The organism is Teichococcus aestuarii, assembly GCF_042651065.1.
Lineage (GTDB): Bacteria > Pseudomonadota > Alphaproteobacteria > Acetobacterales > Acetobacteraceae > Pseudoroseomonas > Pseudoroseomonas aestuarii.
Map to the genome: position 1 here is coordinate 1 of NZ_JBHSCH010000046.1, position 15,579 is coordinate 15,579.

At 71.0% G+C, this 15,579-nt stretch carries 13 protein-coding genes and 1 tRNA gene; 4 read left to right on the forward strand and 10 right to left on the reverse strand.

Annotated features, from left to right (window positions below; all coding sequences use genetic code 11):
* Positions 1-204 precede the first annotated feature (204 nt).
* Positions 205-861, forward strand: coding sequence for a tyrosine-type recombinase/integrase (locus ACFOY6_RS16230; protein ID WP_379651671.1), 657 nt, complete (start codon positions 205-207; stop codon positions 859-861).
* A gap of 20 nt (positions 862-881) precedes the next feature.
* On the opposite strand, the gene ACFOY6_RS16235 is transcribed toward ACFOY6_RS16230, so the two are convergent.
* The 9 genes from ACFOY6_RS16235 to ffh form a co-directional block, all read right to left on the reverse strand.
* A tRNA-Arg gene (locus ACFOY6_RS16235) sits at positions 882-958 on the reverse strand.
* Positions 959-1,022: 64 nt separating this feature from the next.
* On the reverse strand, positions 1,023-2,135 hold the full coding sequence (gene leuB, locus ACFOY6_RS16240) for a 3-isopropylmalate dehydrogenase (protein ID WP_109516929.1): 1,113 nt from the start codon (positions 2,133-2,135) through the stop codon (positions 1,023-1,025).
* Between the two features lie 35 nt (positions 2,136-2,170).
* On the reverse strand, positions 2,171-2,782 hold the full coding sequence (gene leuD, locus ACFOY6_RS16245; RefSeq protein ID WP_109516928.1) for a 3-isopropylmalate dehydratase small subunit: 612 nt from the start codon (positions 2,780-2,782) through the stop codon (positions 2,171-2,173).
* Between the two features lie 3 nt (positions 2,783-2,785).
* A complete protein-coding gene (leuC, locus tag ACFOY6_RS16250) occupies positions 2,786-4,213 on the reverse strand; it encodes a 3-isopropylmalate dehydratase large subunit (RefSeq protein ID WP_379632903.1) in 1,428 nt (475 codons plus the stop codon).
* 273 nt (positions 4,214-4,486) lie between these two features.
* A complete protein-coding gene (gene rplS / locus ACFOY6_RS16255) occupies positions 4,487-4,864 on the reverse strand; it encodes a 50S ribosomal protein L19 (RefSeq protein ID WP_109516926.1) in 378 nt (125 codons plus the stop codon).
* A gap of 48 nt (positions 4,865-4,912) precedes the next feature.
* The gene (trmD, locus tag ACFOY6_RS16260) at positions 4,913-5,623 is read right to left on the reverse strand and encodes a tRNA (guanosine(37)-N1)-methyltransferase TrmD (RefSeq protein WP_379651672.1); all 711 of its coding nucleotides are present in this window, start codon (positions 5,621-5,623) and stop codon (positions 4,913-4,915) included.
* Entirely contained in the window at positions 5,620-6,234 is a 615-nt protein-coding gene (gene rimM / locus ACFOY6_RS16265; protein ID WP_379651673.1) for a ribosome maturation factor RimM, read from the reverse strand. Before rimM ends, trmD begins: the two co-directional genes overlap by 4 nt.
* Positions 6,235-6,265: 31 nt before the next feature.
* Positions 6,266-6,607: a 30S ribosomal protein S16 gene (rpsP, locus tag ACFOY6_RS16270; protein WP_379632901.1), complete on the reverse strand. Its 342-nt coding sequence runs from the start codon at positions 6,605-6,607 to the stop codon at positions 6,266-6,268.
* A gap of 58 nt (positions 6,608-6,665) precedes the next feature.
* Positions 6,666-8,051 carry a signal recognition particle protein gene (ffh, locus tag ACFOY6_RS16275; RefSeq protein ID WP_379632899.1) on the reverse strand — a complete coding sequence of 462 codons (1,386 nt, stop codon included), beginning with the start codon at positions 8,049-8,051 and terminating at the stop codon, positions 6,666-6,668.
* Positions 8,052-8,461: 410 nt separating this feature from the next.
* Between ffh and ACFOY6_RS16280 the strand changes: the two genes are divergently transcribed.
* Positions 8,462-10,639, forward strand: a complete 2,178-nt coding sequence (locus tag ACFOY6_RS16280; RefSeq protein ID WP_379651674.1) for an anthranilate synthase component I — start codon at positions 8,462-8,464, stop codon at positions 10,637-10,639.
* 50 nt (positions 10,640-10,689) lie between these two features.
* On the opposite strand, the gene ACFOY6_RS16285 is transcribed toward ACFOY6_RS16280, so the two are convergent.
* Positions 10,690-12,303 (reverse strand): calcium-binding protein, encoded by a 1,614-nt coding sequence (locus ACFOY6_RS16285; protein WP_379651675.1) that lies wholly within the window; start codon positions 12,301-12,303, stop codon positions 10,690-10,692.
* A gap of 144 nt (positions 12,304-12,447) precedes the next feature.
* Between ACFOY6_RS16285 and ACFOY6_RS16290 the strand changes: the two genes are divergently transcribed.
* Both ACFOY6_RS16290 and ACFOY6_RS16295 read left to right on the forward strand, forming a co-directional pair.
* Entirely contained in the window at positions 12,448-13,983 is a 1,536-nt protein-coding gene (locus ACFOY6_RS16290) for a serine hydrolase domain-containing protein (protein ID WP_379651676.1), read from the forward strand.
* Entirely contained in the window at positions 13,980-15,569 is a 1,590-nt protein-coding gene (locus tag ACFOY6_RS16295; protein WP_379651677.1) for an ABC transporter substrate-binding protein, read from the forward strand. Before ACFOY6_RS16290 ends, ACFOY6_RS16295 begins: the two co-directional genes overlap by 4 nt.
* Positions 15,570-15,579 lie beyond the last annotated feature (10 nt).

Genomic DNA, 15,579 nt, shown 5'->3' on the forward strand with positions numbered 1-15,579 from the left:
CCCCGCCCAAAAGGCCGAGGCTAGCGTCCGAACATGGGTCAACTCTCAGTGGCAACTTTACCCCAAACCGGGTCAGGTCTCAGTGGCAATCAACAGCCTAAGCCTATCCGGCTTTTGGACCCCTCTGGTATCCGGCGGCTGATGGAGGAAAAGAGCGACCACCCTACCGCGGCGAACCACCGCCTTAGGATGCTGCGGATTTTGATGGCCCATGCCATCGACCTGGGATGGCGAGACACCGATCCGACGCATGGCGTTAAGCGCCAGCGCCATAAGGCGGTGGGGTATGCCACATGGAGCGAGGATGAGATCGCCGCCTATGAGGCCAGGTGGCCGAGCGGCAGCCGCGAGCGCTTAGCCTTCGCTCTGCTGCTCTACACTGGTCAGCGGCGGAGCGACGTTGTGCGAATGGGATGGCCGCAGGTCCGGAATGAAGCCATTGACCTCAAACAGGTGAAGACCGGGACAGCTCTAGCCATTCCCATTCACCCGGACTTGGCCACCGAACTGACCTTCACGCCGCGGGATCAGCCCACCTTCCTACAGCGCCAGAACGGCGCCGCCTTCACGGCGAACGGCTTCTACATGCGCTTCATCGGCTGGTGTGAGAAGGCGGGCATCCCGCAAGGCAGGAGCCCCCACGGCCTGCGAAAGGCGGCAGCGAGGCGCTTGGCAGAGGCAGGCTGCACGGCGCATCAGATCGCCGCCATCACCGGCCATAGGTCTCTTTCGGAGGTGGAGCGGTACACGAAAGCGGCGGATCAGGTCCGTCTGGCCACTGCCGCCATGGCCCGAATCACTCGGAGCAAATTGCAAACCCCTAAGGAGAAATTGCAAACCGAGGACGAAAACGGCGGATAACCGCCGGTTTCTGGAGAAACTGGCGCGCCCGGGAAGATTCGAACTCCCAACCCCCAGATCCGTAGTCTGGTGCTCTGTCCAGTTGAGCTACGGGCGCCAGCCAGCGAGCCGGCGGGAATTAGCCAGAGGCCTTCCCGCCGGCAAGGCATCCGCGGTGGTCGTTACGCCGCCACCTTGTCCAGCTCGCGCAGGATGGCGTCGCCCATCACGCTGGTGCCGACGCGGGCGGTGCCGGGGCCCATGATGTCGGCGGTGCGCAGGCCGCCGGCCAGCACCTTCTCCACCGCCGCCTCGATCATGGCGGCATCCTCCTCCATGCCGAAGGACCAGCGCAGCAGCATGGCGAAGGAGAGCAGCTGGGCGCAGGGATTGGCGATGCCCTTGCCGGCGATGTCCGGCGCCGAGCCGTGGATCGGCTCGTACAGCGCATGGCGGCGGCCGGAGGCATCCGGCGCGCCGAGCGTGGCCGAGGGCAGCATGCCGAGCGAGCCGGTGGCCGCCGCGGCGAGATCGGAGAGCAGGTCGCCGAAGATGTTGCTCGCCAGGATGACGTCGAACTGCTTCGGCCGCAGGCAGAGCTGCATGGCGCAGTTGTCGGCGTACATGTGCGAGAGCTGCACATCCGGGAACTCGGCGGCGCCGATCTCGCTGACCACGGCGCGCCACAGGCGGCCGGACTGCATGACGTTCGCCTTCTCGACGCTGGTCATCTTGCCGGTGCGCTTGCGCGCCAGCTCGAAGGCCACGCGCGCCACGCGGGCGATCTCGTCCTCGGTGTAGACCTCGGTGTCGACGCCGCGGCGCTTGCCGTTCGGCATGGTCTCCACGCCGCGCGGCTCGCCGAAATAGATGCCGCCGGTGGACTCACGGACGATCATCAGGTCGAGCCCGCGCACCACGTCGGGCTTGAGGCTGGAGGCATCGACCAGCGGCTCCAGCACCAGGGCGGGGCGGAGGTTGGCGAACAGGCCCAGCTCCTTGCGCAGCCGCAGGATGCCGAGCTCGGGGCGCTTGTCGAAGGGGAGCGAATCCCACTTCGGGCCGCCGACCGAGCCGAACAGCACGGCATCGGCCGCCAGCGCCCGCTCCACCGTCACGTCCGGGCAGGGCGAGCCCTGGGCCTCCAGCGCGGCGCCGCCGACCAGCCCTTCCTCCAGCGCGAAGCTCACATGGCGGCGGCGGTCCATCCAGTCGATGACGCGGCGCACTTCGCGCATCACCTCTGGCCCGATGCCGTCGCCGGGCAGAACCAGCAGCCTCTTGTTCGCCGTCATGTCCTTCGTCTCATCCCTTCCCGGTGGAGTTTGGTTCAGCGGTACAGCCAGGGCTGCGCCGCGCGCTGCTTCGCCTCGAAGCCGTCGATGACGGGGGCGCGCTGCATGGTCTGGCCGATATCGTCGAGGCCGTTCAGCAGCAGGTGCCGGCGCAGCGGGTCGATCTCGAAGGGGATCTCCTCGCCATTCGGCCGCACCACAACCTGGCGCTCCAGGTCGATGGTGATGCGCGCATTCTCGCCCATGCGCGCATCCTCCATCAGCTGGTCGCACACCGCGCGCGGCAGGCGCACGGGCAGGATGCCGTTCTTGAAGCTGTTGTTGTGGAAGATGTCGGCGAAGTCCGGCGCGATGACGCAGCGTATGCCGAAATCGAGCAGCGCCCAGGGCGCGTGCTCGCGCGACGAGCCGCAGCCGAAATTCTCGTGCGCGATGAGCACCTCCGCGCGGCGGTAGGGCTCCTGGTTCAGCACGAAATCCGGGTTCTCGCTGCCATCCTCGTTGTAGCGGAGGTTGGCGAAGAGCGACTTGCCGAGCCCGGTGCGCGCGATGGTCTTGAGGAAGCGCGCGGGGATGATCTTGTCGGTATCGACATTCGCCATCGGCAGGGGGGCGGCGATGCCGGTCAGCTTGGTGAAGGCGTCCATGGCTCAGTGCTTCCCCTGGGCGATCTCGCGCACGTCGGTGAGGCGGCCGGTGACGGCGGCGGCGGCGGCCATGGCGGGGGAGCAGAGATGCGTCCGCCCGCCTGGCCCCTGCCGGCCCTCGAAGTTGCGGTTGCTGGTGGAGGCGCAGCGCTGGCCGGGCTTCAGCTTGTCCGGGTTCATGCCGAGGCACATGGAGCAGCCCGCCTCGCGCCACTCGAAGCCGGCCTCCTTGAACACGGCGTCCAGCCCTTCCTGCTCCGCCTGCTGCTTCACCAGGCCGGAGCCGGGCACCACCATGGCGCGCACGCCCTCGGCCACGCGCTTGCCGCGGGCGATGGCGGCGGCGGCGCGCATGTCCTCGATGCGGCTGTTGGTGCAGGAGCCGATGAAGACGACATCCACCTTGAGGTCGGTCAGCTTCTGCCCCGGCGTCAGGCCCATGTATTCCACCATGCGGCGGAGCTGGGCGCGGCGTGCCTCGTCCGAGGCCGCCTCGGGGTCCGGCACCGCGGCGGTGATGGGCAGCACGTCCTCGGGGCTGGTGCCCCAGGAGACCATCGGCACGATCTCGGCGGCGTCGAGGAACACCTCCTTGTCGAACGCCGCGCCCTCGTCGGTCGGCAGCGTGCTCCACCATTCCACGGCGCGGTCGAAGGCCTCGCCCTGGGGCGCGTAGGGGCGGCCCCTGACGTAGTCGAAGGTGGTCTGGTCCGGCGCGATCATGCCGGCGCGGGCGCCCGCCTCGATCGACATGTTGCAGATCGAGAAGCGCCCGGCCATGTCGAGCGCGCGGATGGTGCTGCCGGCGAACTCGATGACATGGCCATTGCCGCCCGCCGTGCCGATCCTGCCGATGACGGTGAGCACGATGTCCTTCGCCGTGCAGCCGGCGGGAAGCGCGCCCTCCACCGTGACGCGCATGTTCTTCGCGCGCTTCTGCAGCAGGGTCTGGGTGGCCAGCACGTGCTCCACCTCGGAGGTGCCGATGCCGAAGGCCAGCGCGCCGAGGGCGCCATGCGTCGAGGTGTGGCTGTCGCCGCAGACGATGGTCATGCCGGGCAGCGAGAGGCCCTGCTCCGGCCCGATGACATGGACGATGCCCTGGCGCGCATCGGTCAGCGGGATGTAGGGGACGTTGAACTCGGCGACGTTGCGCTCCAGCGTCTCGACCTGCACGCGGCTCTCGGGGTCGTCGATGCCGGTGTAGCGGGAGGCGTCGGTGGCGATGTTGTGGTCCACCACCGCCATGGTGCCGTCCAGGCGGCGCACCGGGCGGCGCGCCATGCGCAGCCCCTCGAAGGCCTGCGGGCTCGTCACTTCGTGCACGAGGTGCCGGTCGATGTAGAGAAGCGCGGTGCCGTCCGGAAGCGTCTCGACCAGATGGGCGTCGAAGATCTTGTCGTAGAGCGTGCGCGGCTTCGTGGCCGACATGGTGGTGTCCTCGTGGCAGATGATACGAACACCCGCATGGCCTGGGGCTTTGGGGCCCAGCGCCACACGGAGGGCGCCTTGGCGTCACGAGGGGAGGCATCCCCCGGAACTCCCGCCGGTTCCGGTGGGGCGCGAGGGAGTCATCCTCGGCCGGGCCACCGCCGGTCTTCACATATTATAAGCGGCCAGGACGGGGGAAACCCCTCCTGGCCGAATTCCTCCCGGCAGGGCGCCGGGATCGCGTCGGCGGGGGCCTTCACCCCCGCCGGCCGCTCACTCCTTGACGGCGCGCGGCGCGGCCTTCTCGGCGATGCGGGCGGACTTGCCGGTGCGGCCGCGCAGGTAATACAGCTTGGCGCGGCGCACCTTGCCCCGGCGCAGCACGGCGATCTCGGCCACGTTCGGCGAGTAGAGCGGGAAGACGCGCTCCACGCCCTCGCCGTAGGAGAGCTTGCGCACGGTGAAGTTGCTGTGCAGGCCCTTGTTGGAGCGCGCGATCACCACGCCCTCATAGGCCTGGGTGCGGGTGCGCTCGCCCTCGACCACCTTCACCATCACGCGCACGGTGTCGCCGGCGGCGAAGGCCGGCACGGCGCGGGCCTCGACCAGACGGGAGAGCTGCTCCGCGTCGAACTGCTGCAGCAGGTTCATTGTTAAAGGTCCTCTCGACAATCCGTTTAGGCGGCGCGGGCCGCCCGTTCAATCCTGTGTCTCACGCAGCCGGCGCCAGAGATCCGGCCGGCGCTCGCGCGTCGCGGCCTCGGCCTGGTCCCGCCGCCATTGCCCCACCGCCGCATGGTGGCCGGAGAGCAGCACATCGGGCACCGCCCGCCCCTGCCACACCGCCGGCCGGGTGTAGTGCGGGTATTCCAGCAACGCCCCGCGCGGGTCGGAGAAGCTTTCCTCCGCCGCGCTGTCGGCGCCGCCCATCACCCCCGGCAGCAGACGCACGCAGGCATCGAGCAGCAGCAGCGCCGCCGGCTCCCCGCCCGACAGCACGAAGTCGCCCACCGAGACCTCGCGCATGGCGCGCGCCTCGATCACCCGCTGGTCCAGCCCCTCGTAGCGGCCGCAGACCAGGACGACGCCCGGACCGGAGGCCAGCTCCCGCGCCAGCGCCTGGTCCATCAGGCGCCCGCGCGGGGTGAGGTAGACCAGGGGCCGGTCCGGCCCCTCGGCCAGGGCGGCGGCGCAGGCGGCGTCCACCACATCCGGCCGCATCACCAGCCCGGCGCCGCCCCCGCAGGGGGTGTCGTCCACCGTGCGGTGCCGGTCCGTCGCGAAGTCGCGGATCTGCAGCGTGTCCAGGCTCCACCGCCCCTCGCGCAGCGCGCGCCCGGCCAGGGAATGGCCGAGCGTGCCCGGAAACATCTCCGGGAACAGCGTCAGGGCGGTGGCGCGCCAGGTCACGCGGCACCTCCGCGCACGCCGCGCGGGCCGGTGCGCCGGGGCGCATCCTGCCGGCGCGGCAGCGGGCGGACCGGCTCGGGCAGGGCGGCCTCCGGCTCGGCATCGCCTTCGCCGGGGGGAACCACCACCGCCTCGGGCGGCTGCACGGTGACGAAGCCGCCGGCGACATCCACCACCGGCACCACGGCGCGGGTGAAGGGCAGCAGCGTCTCCCGCCCCTGCTCGTCGCGCAGGGTGAGGATGGTGCCGGCGCCGAAATCCTCGACGGCGGCGACGCGCCCCATCTCCCGCCCCTCGGCATCGCGCGCGGCGAGGCCGATGAGGTCGGCGAGGTAGAACTCCTCCTCCTCGGGCGGCGGCAGGCGGTCGCGCGCCACGTAGAGGCGGGTGCCGGTCAGCTTCGCGGCGGCGTCGCGGTCGTTGACGCCCTCGATCCGGGCCAGCCCGCCGCCCAGCCATTGCAGCGCATAGTGCTTCCCGCCGCCCTCATCCGAGAGCGGGCCATAGGCGGCGATATCCGCCGGCTCGGCGGTGAAGGACTGGATGCGGACCAGCCCACGGACACCGTGCGGCCGGCCGATCTCCCCCACCAGGATGCGTTCCACGGGCATGGCTGTGCGACGCTCAGGCCTGGAGGCTGGCTCAGCCGGCCGCGGCGGCGGCGGCCGCGGCGCGCTCCTGCGCCTTCTTCTTCGGCGCGGACTGCTTCGGCTGCTCGCGGAACACCGGCATCGGCGCCAGCTCGGCGCGGCCGAGGAACTTGGCCACGCGGTCGGTCGCCACGGCGCCGTTGCTCAGCCAGTGCTTGATGCGGTCGTCCTGCAGGCGGACGCGCTCGGCATGGTCGGAGGGCAGCATCGGGTTGTAGCTGCCGACCTTCTCGATGAAGCGGCCGTCGCGCGGGGAGCGGCTGTCGGCCACCACGATGTGGTAGTAGGGGCGCTTCTTGGCACCGGCGCGCGCGAGGCGGATCTTCAGGCCCATCTATGGCTTCCTTAGTGTGGTTCGGTTGATCAGAAGGGGTTTCGGCCGTTCTTCGTTCTCAGAAGGGGCGCTTGCCCCCGGCACCGGGGAGAAGCGCGCCCAATCCGCCGCGCATCAGCCCCTTCTGGCCGAGCTTGCTCATCCGCTTCATCATCGCGGACATGTCGTCGAACTGCTTCAGCAGCCGGTTGACTTCCTGCACCGTGGTGCCCGAGCCGGCGGCGATGCGCTTCTTGCGGCTCGCCTTCAGGATCTCGGGGTTGCGGCGCTCCTTGGGCGTCATGCTGCCGATGATGGCGGCCTGGCGCTTGAGGATGCTGTTGTCGAGATTGGCGTTCTCGAGCTGGGCCTTCATCTTGCCGATGCCCGGCAGCATGCCCAGGATGCCCGAGAGCGAGCCCATCTTGCCGATCTGCTTGAGCTGCGATGCGTAGTCTTCCAGGTCGAACTGACCCTTCTGCATCTTGGCCGCCAGCTTCTCCGCCTCGGCCTTGTCGATCGTCTCGGCCGCGCGCTCGACGAGGGAGACGATGTCCCCCATGCCCAGGATGCGGCCGGCGATGCGGTCGGGGTGGAAATCCTCCAGCGCGTCCAGCTTCTCGCCGGCGCCGAGCAGCTTGATCGGCGCGCCGGTGACGGCGCGCATGGAGAGCGCCGCGCCACCGCGCGCATCGCCATCCACCCGTGTCATGACGATGCCGGTGAGGCCCACGCGCTCGTTGAAGATGCGCGCGGTGTTCACCGCGTCCTGGCCGGTCATGGCGTCGACGACCAGCAGGCTCTCATGCGGCTTCGTGGCGGCCTTGACCTCGGCCACCTCCGCCATCAGCGCCTCGTCGATCGAGAGGCGGCCGGCGGTGTCGAGGATCACCACGTCGTACAGCTCGCCGCGCGCCACCTGCAGGGCGCGGCGCGCGATCTCGAGCGGCCCCTGGCCCTGGACGATGGGCAGGCTGGTGACGCCCGCCTGCCGCGCCAGCGTCTCGAGCTGGAGCTGCGCCGCGGGGCGGTGCACGTCGAGGCTCGCCAGCAGCACCTTCTTCTTGTCGCGCGTGCGCAGCCGCAGCGCGATCTTGCCGGAGGTGGTGGTCTTGCCCGAGCCCTGGAGGCCCACCATCAGGATGGCGACCGGCGCCGCCGCGTTCAGGTCCAGCCCGGCGACGTGTTCGACGCCCTCGCCGCCGCCCAGCGCTTCCACCAGGCAGTCATTGACGATCTTGACGACCTGCTGGGCGGGGGAGACGGAGCGGAGCACCTCCTGGCCCACGGCGCGCTCGCGCACCTTGTTGACCAGGTCCTTGACCACCGGCAGCGCCACGTCGGCCTCGAGCAGGGCGATGCGCACCTCGCGCAGCGCCTCCGACACGTCCGCCTCCGACAGCGCGCCACGGCGGCGCAGCCGGTCGAAAACCCCGTTCAGCTTGCCCGACAAAGCCTCGAACATCGTGGCCGCCGTCTTCCTTCCATGCGGGCCAACCGCCCGCCCATAACAAAACGCGCCGCTGCGCGAGCCTTCGCGGAGCGACGGAGCCGGGCCTCTCCGGGAGGCGCCGACCAAAAGGATCCGGACAGAGCCGGATGGGGGGTTCTAGACTCCCCGGCCAGGGGAATCAAGCGCCGCCTCTCCGCCCCTCCCCCTCCCTGCCGGACAGCGCTTGCATCCCCGCCCGACCCGGCGCTAGGCTTTCCCCATGATCACGCGCTTTCCAGCCCAGTCCTGGTGGTGGCCGCAGCAATAGGCGGCCCGCGCGTATTCTTCTCCACACGGCCGCCACGGATCTCCGGGCGGCCTTTTTCGTGATCTCTCCCCCCCTGCCTCCGGAAGCCCGTGGCCCCCAAAGCCCGAAGGCGACCATGCAGACCGCAGACCACACCCCCTACCAGACCCGGGGCGGCATCACCGTCCACCGCCACACCGAGGCAGCCGAGGCCGAGGGCGCCCGCGAGGCCCTGGCCCGCCGGCTGGACCGGCAGCGCGGCGTGCTGCTCTCCTCCTCCTTCGAGTTTCCCGGCCGCTACACGCGCTGGGACCTGGGCTTCGCCGACCCGCCGCTGATGGTCACGGCGCGCGGCCGCTCCGTGCGCATCCTGGCGCTGAACGGGCGGGGCGGGGTGCTGCTGCCGGCCATCGCCGCCGCGCTGCGGCCGATGCCGGAACTCGCCTCCTTCAGCGAGAGCGCCGACGAGATCGCCCTCTGCGTCCGTGCGCCGGAGGCGGCGCTGCCGGAGGAGGAACGCTCCCGCCTGCCCTCTGTCTTCTCGGTGCTGCGGGCGCTGCGCGACCTCTTCGCCAGCCCCGATGACCCGCATCTCGGCCTCTACGGCGCCTTCGGCTACGACCTGGTGTTCCAGTTCGAGCCGCTGCCGCTCCGCCTGCCGCGCGCGCCGGACCAGCGCGACCTGGTGCTCTACCTGCCGGACGAGATCCTGGTGGTGGACCATCTGCGCGGCGCCGCCACCCTGCACCGCTACGACTTCACCGCCCTCGGCCGCACGACGCAGGGCCAGCCCCGCGCCACCCGCGCCGACCCCTTCCGCATTAGCCCCACCCATATCGGCCAGGGCGCCGCCCCGCCCGAGAGCGACCACGCCCCCGGCGAATACGCCGCCATGGTGGAGCGGGCGAAGCAGGCCTTCGCGCGCGGCGACCTGTTCGAGGTGGTGCTCGGCCAGACCTTCGCCGGCACCTGCGCCGAGGCGCCGAGCGTGCTGTTCGACCGGCTGCGGCGCGTGAACCCCGCCCCCTATGGCGCGCTGATGAATCTGGGCGAAGGCGAGTTCCTCGTCGCCGCCAGCCCGGAGATGTTCGTCCGCGTCGAGGGCCGGCGGATCGAGACCTGCCCGATCAGCGGCACCATCCGCCGCGGGCGGGACGCGCTGGAGGACGCGGCCAACATCCGCGCGCTCCTCAACTCCGAGAAGGAGGAGAGCGAGCTGACCATGTGCACCGACGTGGACCGCAACGACAAGTCGCGCGTCTGCGTCCCTGGCACGGTGCGCGTCATCGGCCGGCGGCAGATCGAGATGTATTCCCGCCTGATCCACACGGTGGACCATGTGGAGGGCACCCTGCTGCCGGAGCGCGACGCGCTGGACGGCTTCCTCTCCCATGCCTGGGCGGTGACGGTGACGGGGGCGCCGAAAAGCTGGGCCATCCGCCATGTGGAGGCCGAGGAGCGCTCCGCCCGCCGCTGGTATGGCGGCGCCATCGGCCGCATGACCTTCGACGGCAACATGAACACCGGCCTGACGCTGCGCACCATCCGGCTGAAGGATGGCGTGGCCGAGGTGCGCGCCGGCGCCACCCTGCTGCACGACAGCGACCCGGCCGCCGAGGAGGCGGAGTGCCGCCTGAAGGCCAGCGCCATGTTCGCCGCCCTCCGTGGCGAGGCGCCCGCCGCCGCCGCCACGCTGCCCGCCGTGCCGCGCCCGGCGGGGCCGGCGCCGCGCGTGCTGCTGGTCGATCACGAGGACAGCTTCGTGCACACCCTTGGCGGCTATTTCCGCGCGGCGGGGGCGGAGCTGCGCACCCTGCGGCCGGACCTGGCCCGCGCCGCGCTGCGCGAGGGCAGCGGCGCCGACCTCGTGGTGCTCTCCCCCGGCCCCGGCCGCCCCGCCGACTTCGCCATGTCCGAGACGCTGGACCTCATCCTCCGGCGCGGGCTGCCGGGCTTCGGGGTCTGCCTCGGGCTGCAGGGCATGGTCGAGCATTTCGGCGGCACGCTGGACACGCTGGCGCGGCCGATGCACGGCAAGTCCTCCATCGTGCGCAACCTCGGCGGGCGGCTGCTCGCCGGGCTGCCGGAGCGCTTCACCGTCGGGCGCTACCACTCGCTGCACGCGCGGCGCGTCGCGCTGCCGGCCGCGCTGCTCGCCACGGCGGAGGCTGAGGACGGCGTGGTCATGGGCATCGAGCACCGCAGGCTGCCGCTCTCGGCGGTGCAGTTCCATCCGGAATCGCTGATGACCGATCCGGGGAGTATCGGCATGCCGCTGGTAGCGGGGCTGCTCAGGGAGACGGTGCCCGCCTGAGGGAAGCGGGGCAATTCCCGGGGGCATGCCCCCGGGGAGGGCACTCCGCCTCAGGCGACGATGACGAGGTCCGATGCCGTGACGGCGGCATTGTAGTTCAGCGTGGCCACCAGGGTCTCGCCGCCCGCCTCGGCACCGTTGGCGTCATAGATCAGCTGTGCCGGGCTGTTATACAAATGAGGGTTGTGGGTCCAGCTGGTCCCCGGCAGGAAGACGAATTGCCCATGCTCCGTGCCGCCGGCCGCCGTGCCGCTGGCAAAAAAGCCGTTGAGGCTCACCTCCAGCCCGGCTTCCAGCCCGCCGCCGAGCCAGGCGGCGGAGATTACGATCAGGTCAACCCCGTGCCGGAAATCCTCGATGCTGTCGCCCTCGCCGTCGAGGTGGAAGAGGTCCATGCCGGAGCCGCCGGATAGTTTGTCCTTGCCGGCGCCGCCATACAGCACGTCATTGCCATTCTCGCCATACAGCCAGTCATTGCCCTCGCCCCCATCCAGCCGGTCGTTCCCCTCGCCCCCGTACAGGCTGTCGTTCCGCCCCATGCCGAGCAGGGTGTTGTGGCCCGCATTCCCCCGCATCTCGTTTTCCAGCGCGTTGCCGGTGGCGGTCAGGTCGGCGTTGCCGCTCATCTCCAGGGCTTCGACGTAGCGGCCGCTCATGCTGAAATCGATCGAGACGATCACACGGTCAGTGCCGGCGCCGCGCGTCTCGACGATGACATCGCCGGAATGGTCGATGACATAGATGTCGTTGCCGTCGCCGCCCTTCATCCTGTCCGCGCCGGCACCACCATCGAGGTAATCATCGCCCGCGGCGCCGTGCAGCGTATCAATGCCCTCGCCGCCATAGAGGCGATCATAGCCCGCGGCGCCTTCCAGCGTGTCGTCACCCTCGTCTCCAGAGAGCTCATCATTGCCCGTGGCGCCGGTCAGCGTGTCGTTGCCCGCGCCGCCATAGAGGCGGCTATAGGAGGCGCTGCTCTCCAGCACATTGTCCAGCGCGTTGCCGGTGCCCACGAAAGTTCCATTTTCCGTGCCCGTGCCCTTCAGCCTTTCCACGGTCTCCAGCCCCTCCAGGGAGTAGCGCTGCAGCCCGGTGACGATGGTATCGGTGCCCTCGCCGGCCACCTCGATCACGCGATCCTCGGGCGTATCCACGTGATAGGTGTCGTTGCCGGTGCCGCCTTCCATGATGTCGGCGCCGCCGCGGCCGTCGAGCACGTCGTTGCCGCCGCCGCCCACCAGCCGGTTGGCGGCGATGTTGCCGATGATCGTGTTGGCAAGAGCGTTGCCCGTGCCGCTGATGGCGTCGATTCCGGTCAGCGTCAGGTTCTCGATGTATTGCCTGGACAGCGAGAAGGAGAGGCTGCTGCGCACCGTGTCGGTACCCTCGCCGCTCGCCTCCACCACCACATCGGCGGCGTCGTCGACGACGTAGAGGTCATCGCCCGCGCCGCCGATCATGCGATCGGCGCCGGAATTGCCGTCCAGCGTGTCGTTGCCGGCGCCGCCCTCCAGCCAGTCCATCCCGGCGCGGCCGAGCAGCGTATCGTGGCCAAGGCCGCCGAACAGCGTGTCCTCCCCGGCGGTGCCGGTCAGCAGGTCATCCCCCTCCGTGCCCTGAAGGGCATCGGCCAGGGCCAGGGCGGTCAGGCGCTTTCGGGACATGGCATCTTCCGGGCGGACGGCGCGAACCGGCCGCGTGCATTGTTGCGGATGTTGCGCAACCGTTAACATGGGCCTGGCGCGGCGGCGATGACGTTTCGCCGAAGACGATTAAGCTTTCCGGCGAATCCTCGGAGGAGCCCCGCCATGCCCGACTGGAACCGCGCCACCGCCGAAGCCGCCGCCCTCGCCGGGGCCTGGTCCGAGGCACAGGGGCCGGGGGGCGCGGTGGTGCTGTTCGATACCGGTGGCATCCGCCACGCCGCGGCGGGCGGCTTCGCCAGCCTCGAGCACGCCCTGCCCTTCACGCCGGACACCACCAACCGCCTCGCCTCCATCAGCAAGCACTTCCTGGCCGCCACGCTGCTGCTGGAGGAAATCCCGCTGGAGGCGCCGCTCGGCACGCTGCTGGAGGGGCTGCCCCCCGCCATCGGCGCCGTGCCGCTGGCGCGGGCGCTGGACATGACCGGCGGCCTGCCGGACATGATGGAGGTGCTCTGGCAGCAGGGCGTGCCCTACACCGCCAGCCTCACCGCCGCCGAGGTGATGGCCGTCGCCCACCGCCTGCCGGGGGTGAACGCGCCGCCCGGCGAGGAAATGGCCTATTCCAACACCGGCTGGCGGCTCGGCCAGTCGGTGCTGCCGGCGCAGCGCGGCGTCTCCTACGCCGAGGCGCTGCGCCGCCGCCTGCTGGGGCCGCTCGGCCTGCCGCTGCATTTCCCGGAGGACGAGCAGGAGCCGGTGCCCGGCCTCGCCACCGGCTACTGGCGCGACGGCACCGCATGGCGGCGCGGGCGCTACGGCATGCACTTCTCCGCCTCGGGCGGCATGGCGGGCAGCGCCGCGGCGCTGGCGGGCTGGGGCGCGGCGCTGCTGGCCGGGCGCGGCCCGCTGGCGGGCATGCTGGAGCGCCTCACCGCGCCCCGCGCCTTCGCCGACGGCACGCCGAGCGTCTATCGCCTTGGCCTGGTCTGCACCCGGCTCGGCACGGTGGAGGTGGTGGCGCATGGCGGCTCCCTGCCCGGCTACCGCAACCACCTGCTGATGGCGCCCGGCCTCGGCTGCGGCGTGGTGCTGCTGACCAACCGGGAGGAGGACGCGCTGCAGCCGGCGCTGCGCATCCTGGCCGCGCTGGTGGGGGAAGCGGTGCCACCGCCTGCCACCCTCGCCGCGCCGGGCCTGTTCGCGGCGGCGGAGGGGCCGTTCTGGGCCGAGCTCACCGCCGGTGCCCTCAGCGTCATGGGCGGGCACGAGGCGCTGGTGGAGACCGGCACGCCCGGCGAGGCGCGCAGCCTGCCCGCCTATCTCGACATCCGCCTGCGCGCGGAGGGCGGGGACGTGCTGGCCGGGCGCATCGGCGGCGTGGCGCGGCGGCTGCACCGCGTGCCGCCCGGCCTGCCGCTGGACCCGGCGCTGGTGGGCGAGTGGCGCGAGGCCAGCTTCGGCGCCCGCCTCTCGATCCACGCCGACGGCACGGCGCGCTTCCCCTGGGCGGGCGATCTCGGGCGCGAGACGGCGCTGACGCCACTGCCCGGCGGCCGGGCGCTGGCCAGCCTCAGCCATGGCCCCTGGACCCACCGCCCCTGCCTCTGGCTGCAGCCGGACGGGTCGCTGCGGGTTGCCAGCCACCGCGCACGGGTGTTGCATTTCCATCCCTGCAACAATTCCGGGACCGCCGCATGACCCGCCTCCACCTCGCCGGCCTGCTGCTTACCGCCGCGCCTCTGGCCCTCGCTTTGCCCGCCGCGGGCCAGGCCCAGCCGGCGCCGAACCGCACGCTGCGGGTGGCGCCGCATGCCGATCTGCGCACGCTGGACCCGGTCTTCGGCTCCATCGTCATCACCCGGATGCACGGGCTGATGATCTACGAGACGCTGTTCGCCTGGGATTCGAAGCTGCAGCCGCACCCGCAGATGGTGGAGAGCGTCTCCACCTCGGAGGACGGCCTCGCCTGGCGCTTCCGCCTGCGCGACGGCCTGCGCTTCCATGACGGCCAAAAGGTGACGACGCGCGACGTCATCGCCTCGCTGAAGCGCTGGATGGCGCGGGACACGGTGGGGCTGAAGCTCGCCGAATACACCGCGGGGCTGGAGGCCGAGGATGAGCGCAGCTTCACGCTGCGGCTGAGGAAGCCCACCGGCATGGTGCCTTTCGCGCTCGGCTCGGCGGTCGGCCAGATCCCCGTCATCATGCGCGAGAGCGACGCGGCGACCGACCCGATGAAGCCGGTGACGGAGACCATCGGCAGCGGCCCGTTCCGCTTCAACCGCGCCGAGTGGCGCAGCGGCGCCCGCGTCGTCTACGACCGCAACGCCGACTACGTGCCGCGCGCCGAGCCGGCCGACGGCCTCGCCGGCGGCCGCGTGGTGAAGCTCGACCGCGTCGAGTGGACCATCATGCCCGACCCCGCCACCGCCGCCGCGGCGTTGCAGACGGGCGAGATCGACATCTGGGAGCAGCCGGGGCAGGACCTGATCCCGGTCCTCAGCCGCAGCCGCGACGTGCGGGTGGAGCGCTATTCCAGCCTGCCCAACCAGGGCATGCTGCGGCCCAACCACCTCTACCCGCCCTTCAACGATCCGCGCGCGCGGCTGGCGCTCGCCTATGCCACCGACCAGGCGGATTTCCTCGCCGCCGGCTTCGGCGACGAGCAGTGGTGGAAGCGCTGCGGCTCCTACTTCGTCTGCGGCAGCCCGAACGGCACCGAGGCCGGCGCCGCGCCCTACGCCAAGCCCGACCTGGAGACCGCCCGCCGCCTGCTGGCCGAGAGCGGCTACAAGGGCGAGAAGCTGGTGCTGAACTCCTCCTACGACATCGCGCCGATCGGCCGCATGGCCGAGGTGGCGGCCGAGTCGCTGAAGAAGATCGGCATGAATGTCGAGGTGCAGTTCGCCGACTGGGGCACGGTGACGACCCGCCAGCAGAACCGCAACCCGGTGGACCAGGGCGGCTGGAACCTCTTTGTCACCACCGCCTCGGGCGCCACCATGCAGTCGCCCATCACCAATATCGGCACCAACATGGCCTGCGAGCGCGCCTGGGCCGGCTGGCCCTGCGACGCGGAGGCGGAGCGCCTGCGCAACGCCGTGGTGGAGGCGGTGGGCGAGCCGGCGCGGAAGGCGGCGACCGAGGCGCTGCACCGCCGCCTGGCCGAGGTGCAGCCCTACCGGGTGCTCGGCCAGTACGACCAGCCCTATGCCCGCCGCGTCAACATCTCCGGCGTGCTGGAGGCGCCGGTGATGGTGTTCTGGAACATCGAGAAGAAGTAGCGGCTGCGCC

Bases quoted from the DNA above. Each gene is read 5' to 3' on its own strand.
- ACFOY6_RS16230 (WP_379651671.1), top strand. From the start codon at position 205: ATGGCCCATGCCATCGACCTGGGATGGCGAGACACCGATCCGACGCAT.
- leuB (WP_109516929.1), bottom strand. From the start codon at position 2,135: ATGACGGCGAACAAGAGGCTGCTGGTTCTGCCCGGCGACGGCATCGGG.
- leuD (WP_109516928.1), bottom strand. From the start codon at position 2,782: ATGGACGCCTTCACCAAGCTGACCGGCATCGCCGCCCCCCTGCCGATG.
- leuC (WP_379632903.1), bottom strand. From the start codon at position 4,213: ATGTCGGCCACGAAGCCGCGCACGCTCTACGACAAGATCTTCGACGCC.
- rplS (WP_109516926.1), bottom strand. From the start codon at position 4,864: ATGAACCTGCTGCAGCAGTTCGACGCGGAGCAGCTCTCCCGTCTGGTC.
- rimM (WP_379651673.1), bottom strand. From the start codon at position 6,234: ATGCCCGTGGAACGCATCCTGGTGGGGGAGATCGGCCGGCCGCACGGT.
- rpsP (WP_379632901.1), bottom strand. From the start codon at position 6,607: ATGGGCCTGAAGATCCGCCTCGCGCGCGCCGGTGCCAAGAAGCGCCCC.
- ffh (WP_379632899.1), bottom strand. From the start codon at position 8,051: ATGTTCGAGGCTTTGTCGGGCAAGCTGAACGGGGTTTTCGACCGGCTG.
- ACFOY6_RS16280 (WP_379651674.1), top strand. From the start codon at position 8,462: ATGCAGACCGCAGACCACACCCCCTACCAGACCCGGGGCGGCATCACC.
- ACFOY6_RS16285 (WP_379651675.1), bottom strand. From the start codon at position 12,303: ATGTCCCGAAAGCGCCTGACCGCCCTGGCCCTGGCCGATGCCCTTCAG.
- ACFOY6_RS16290 (WP_379651676.1), top strand. From the start codon at position 12,448: ATGCCCGACTGGAACCGCGCCACCGCCGAAGCCGCCGCCCTCGCCGGG.
- ACFOY6_RS16295 (WP_379651677.1), top strand. From the start codon at position 13,980: ATGACCCGCCTCCACCTCGCCGGCCTGCTGCTTACCGCCGCGCCTCTG.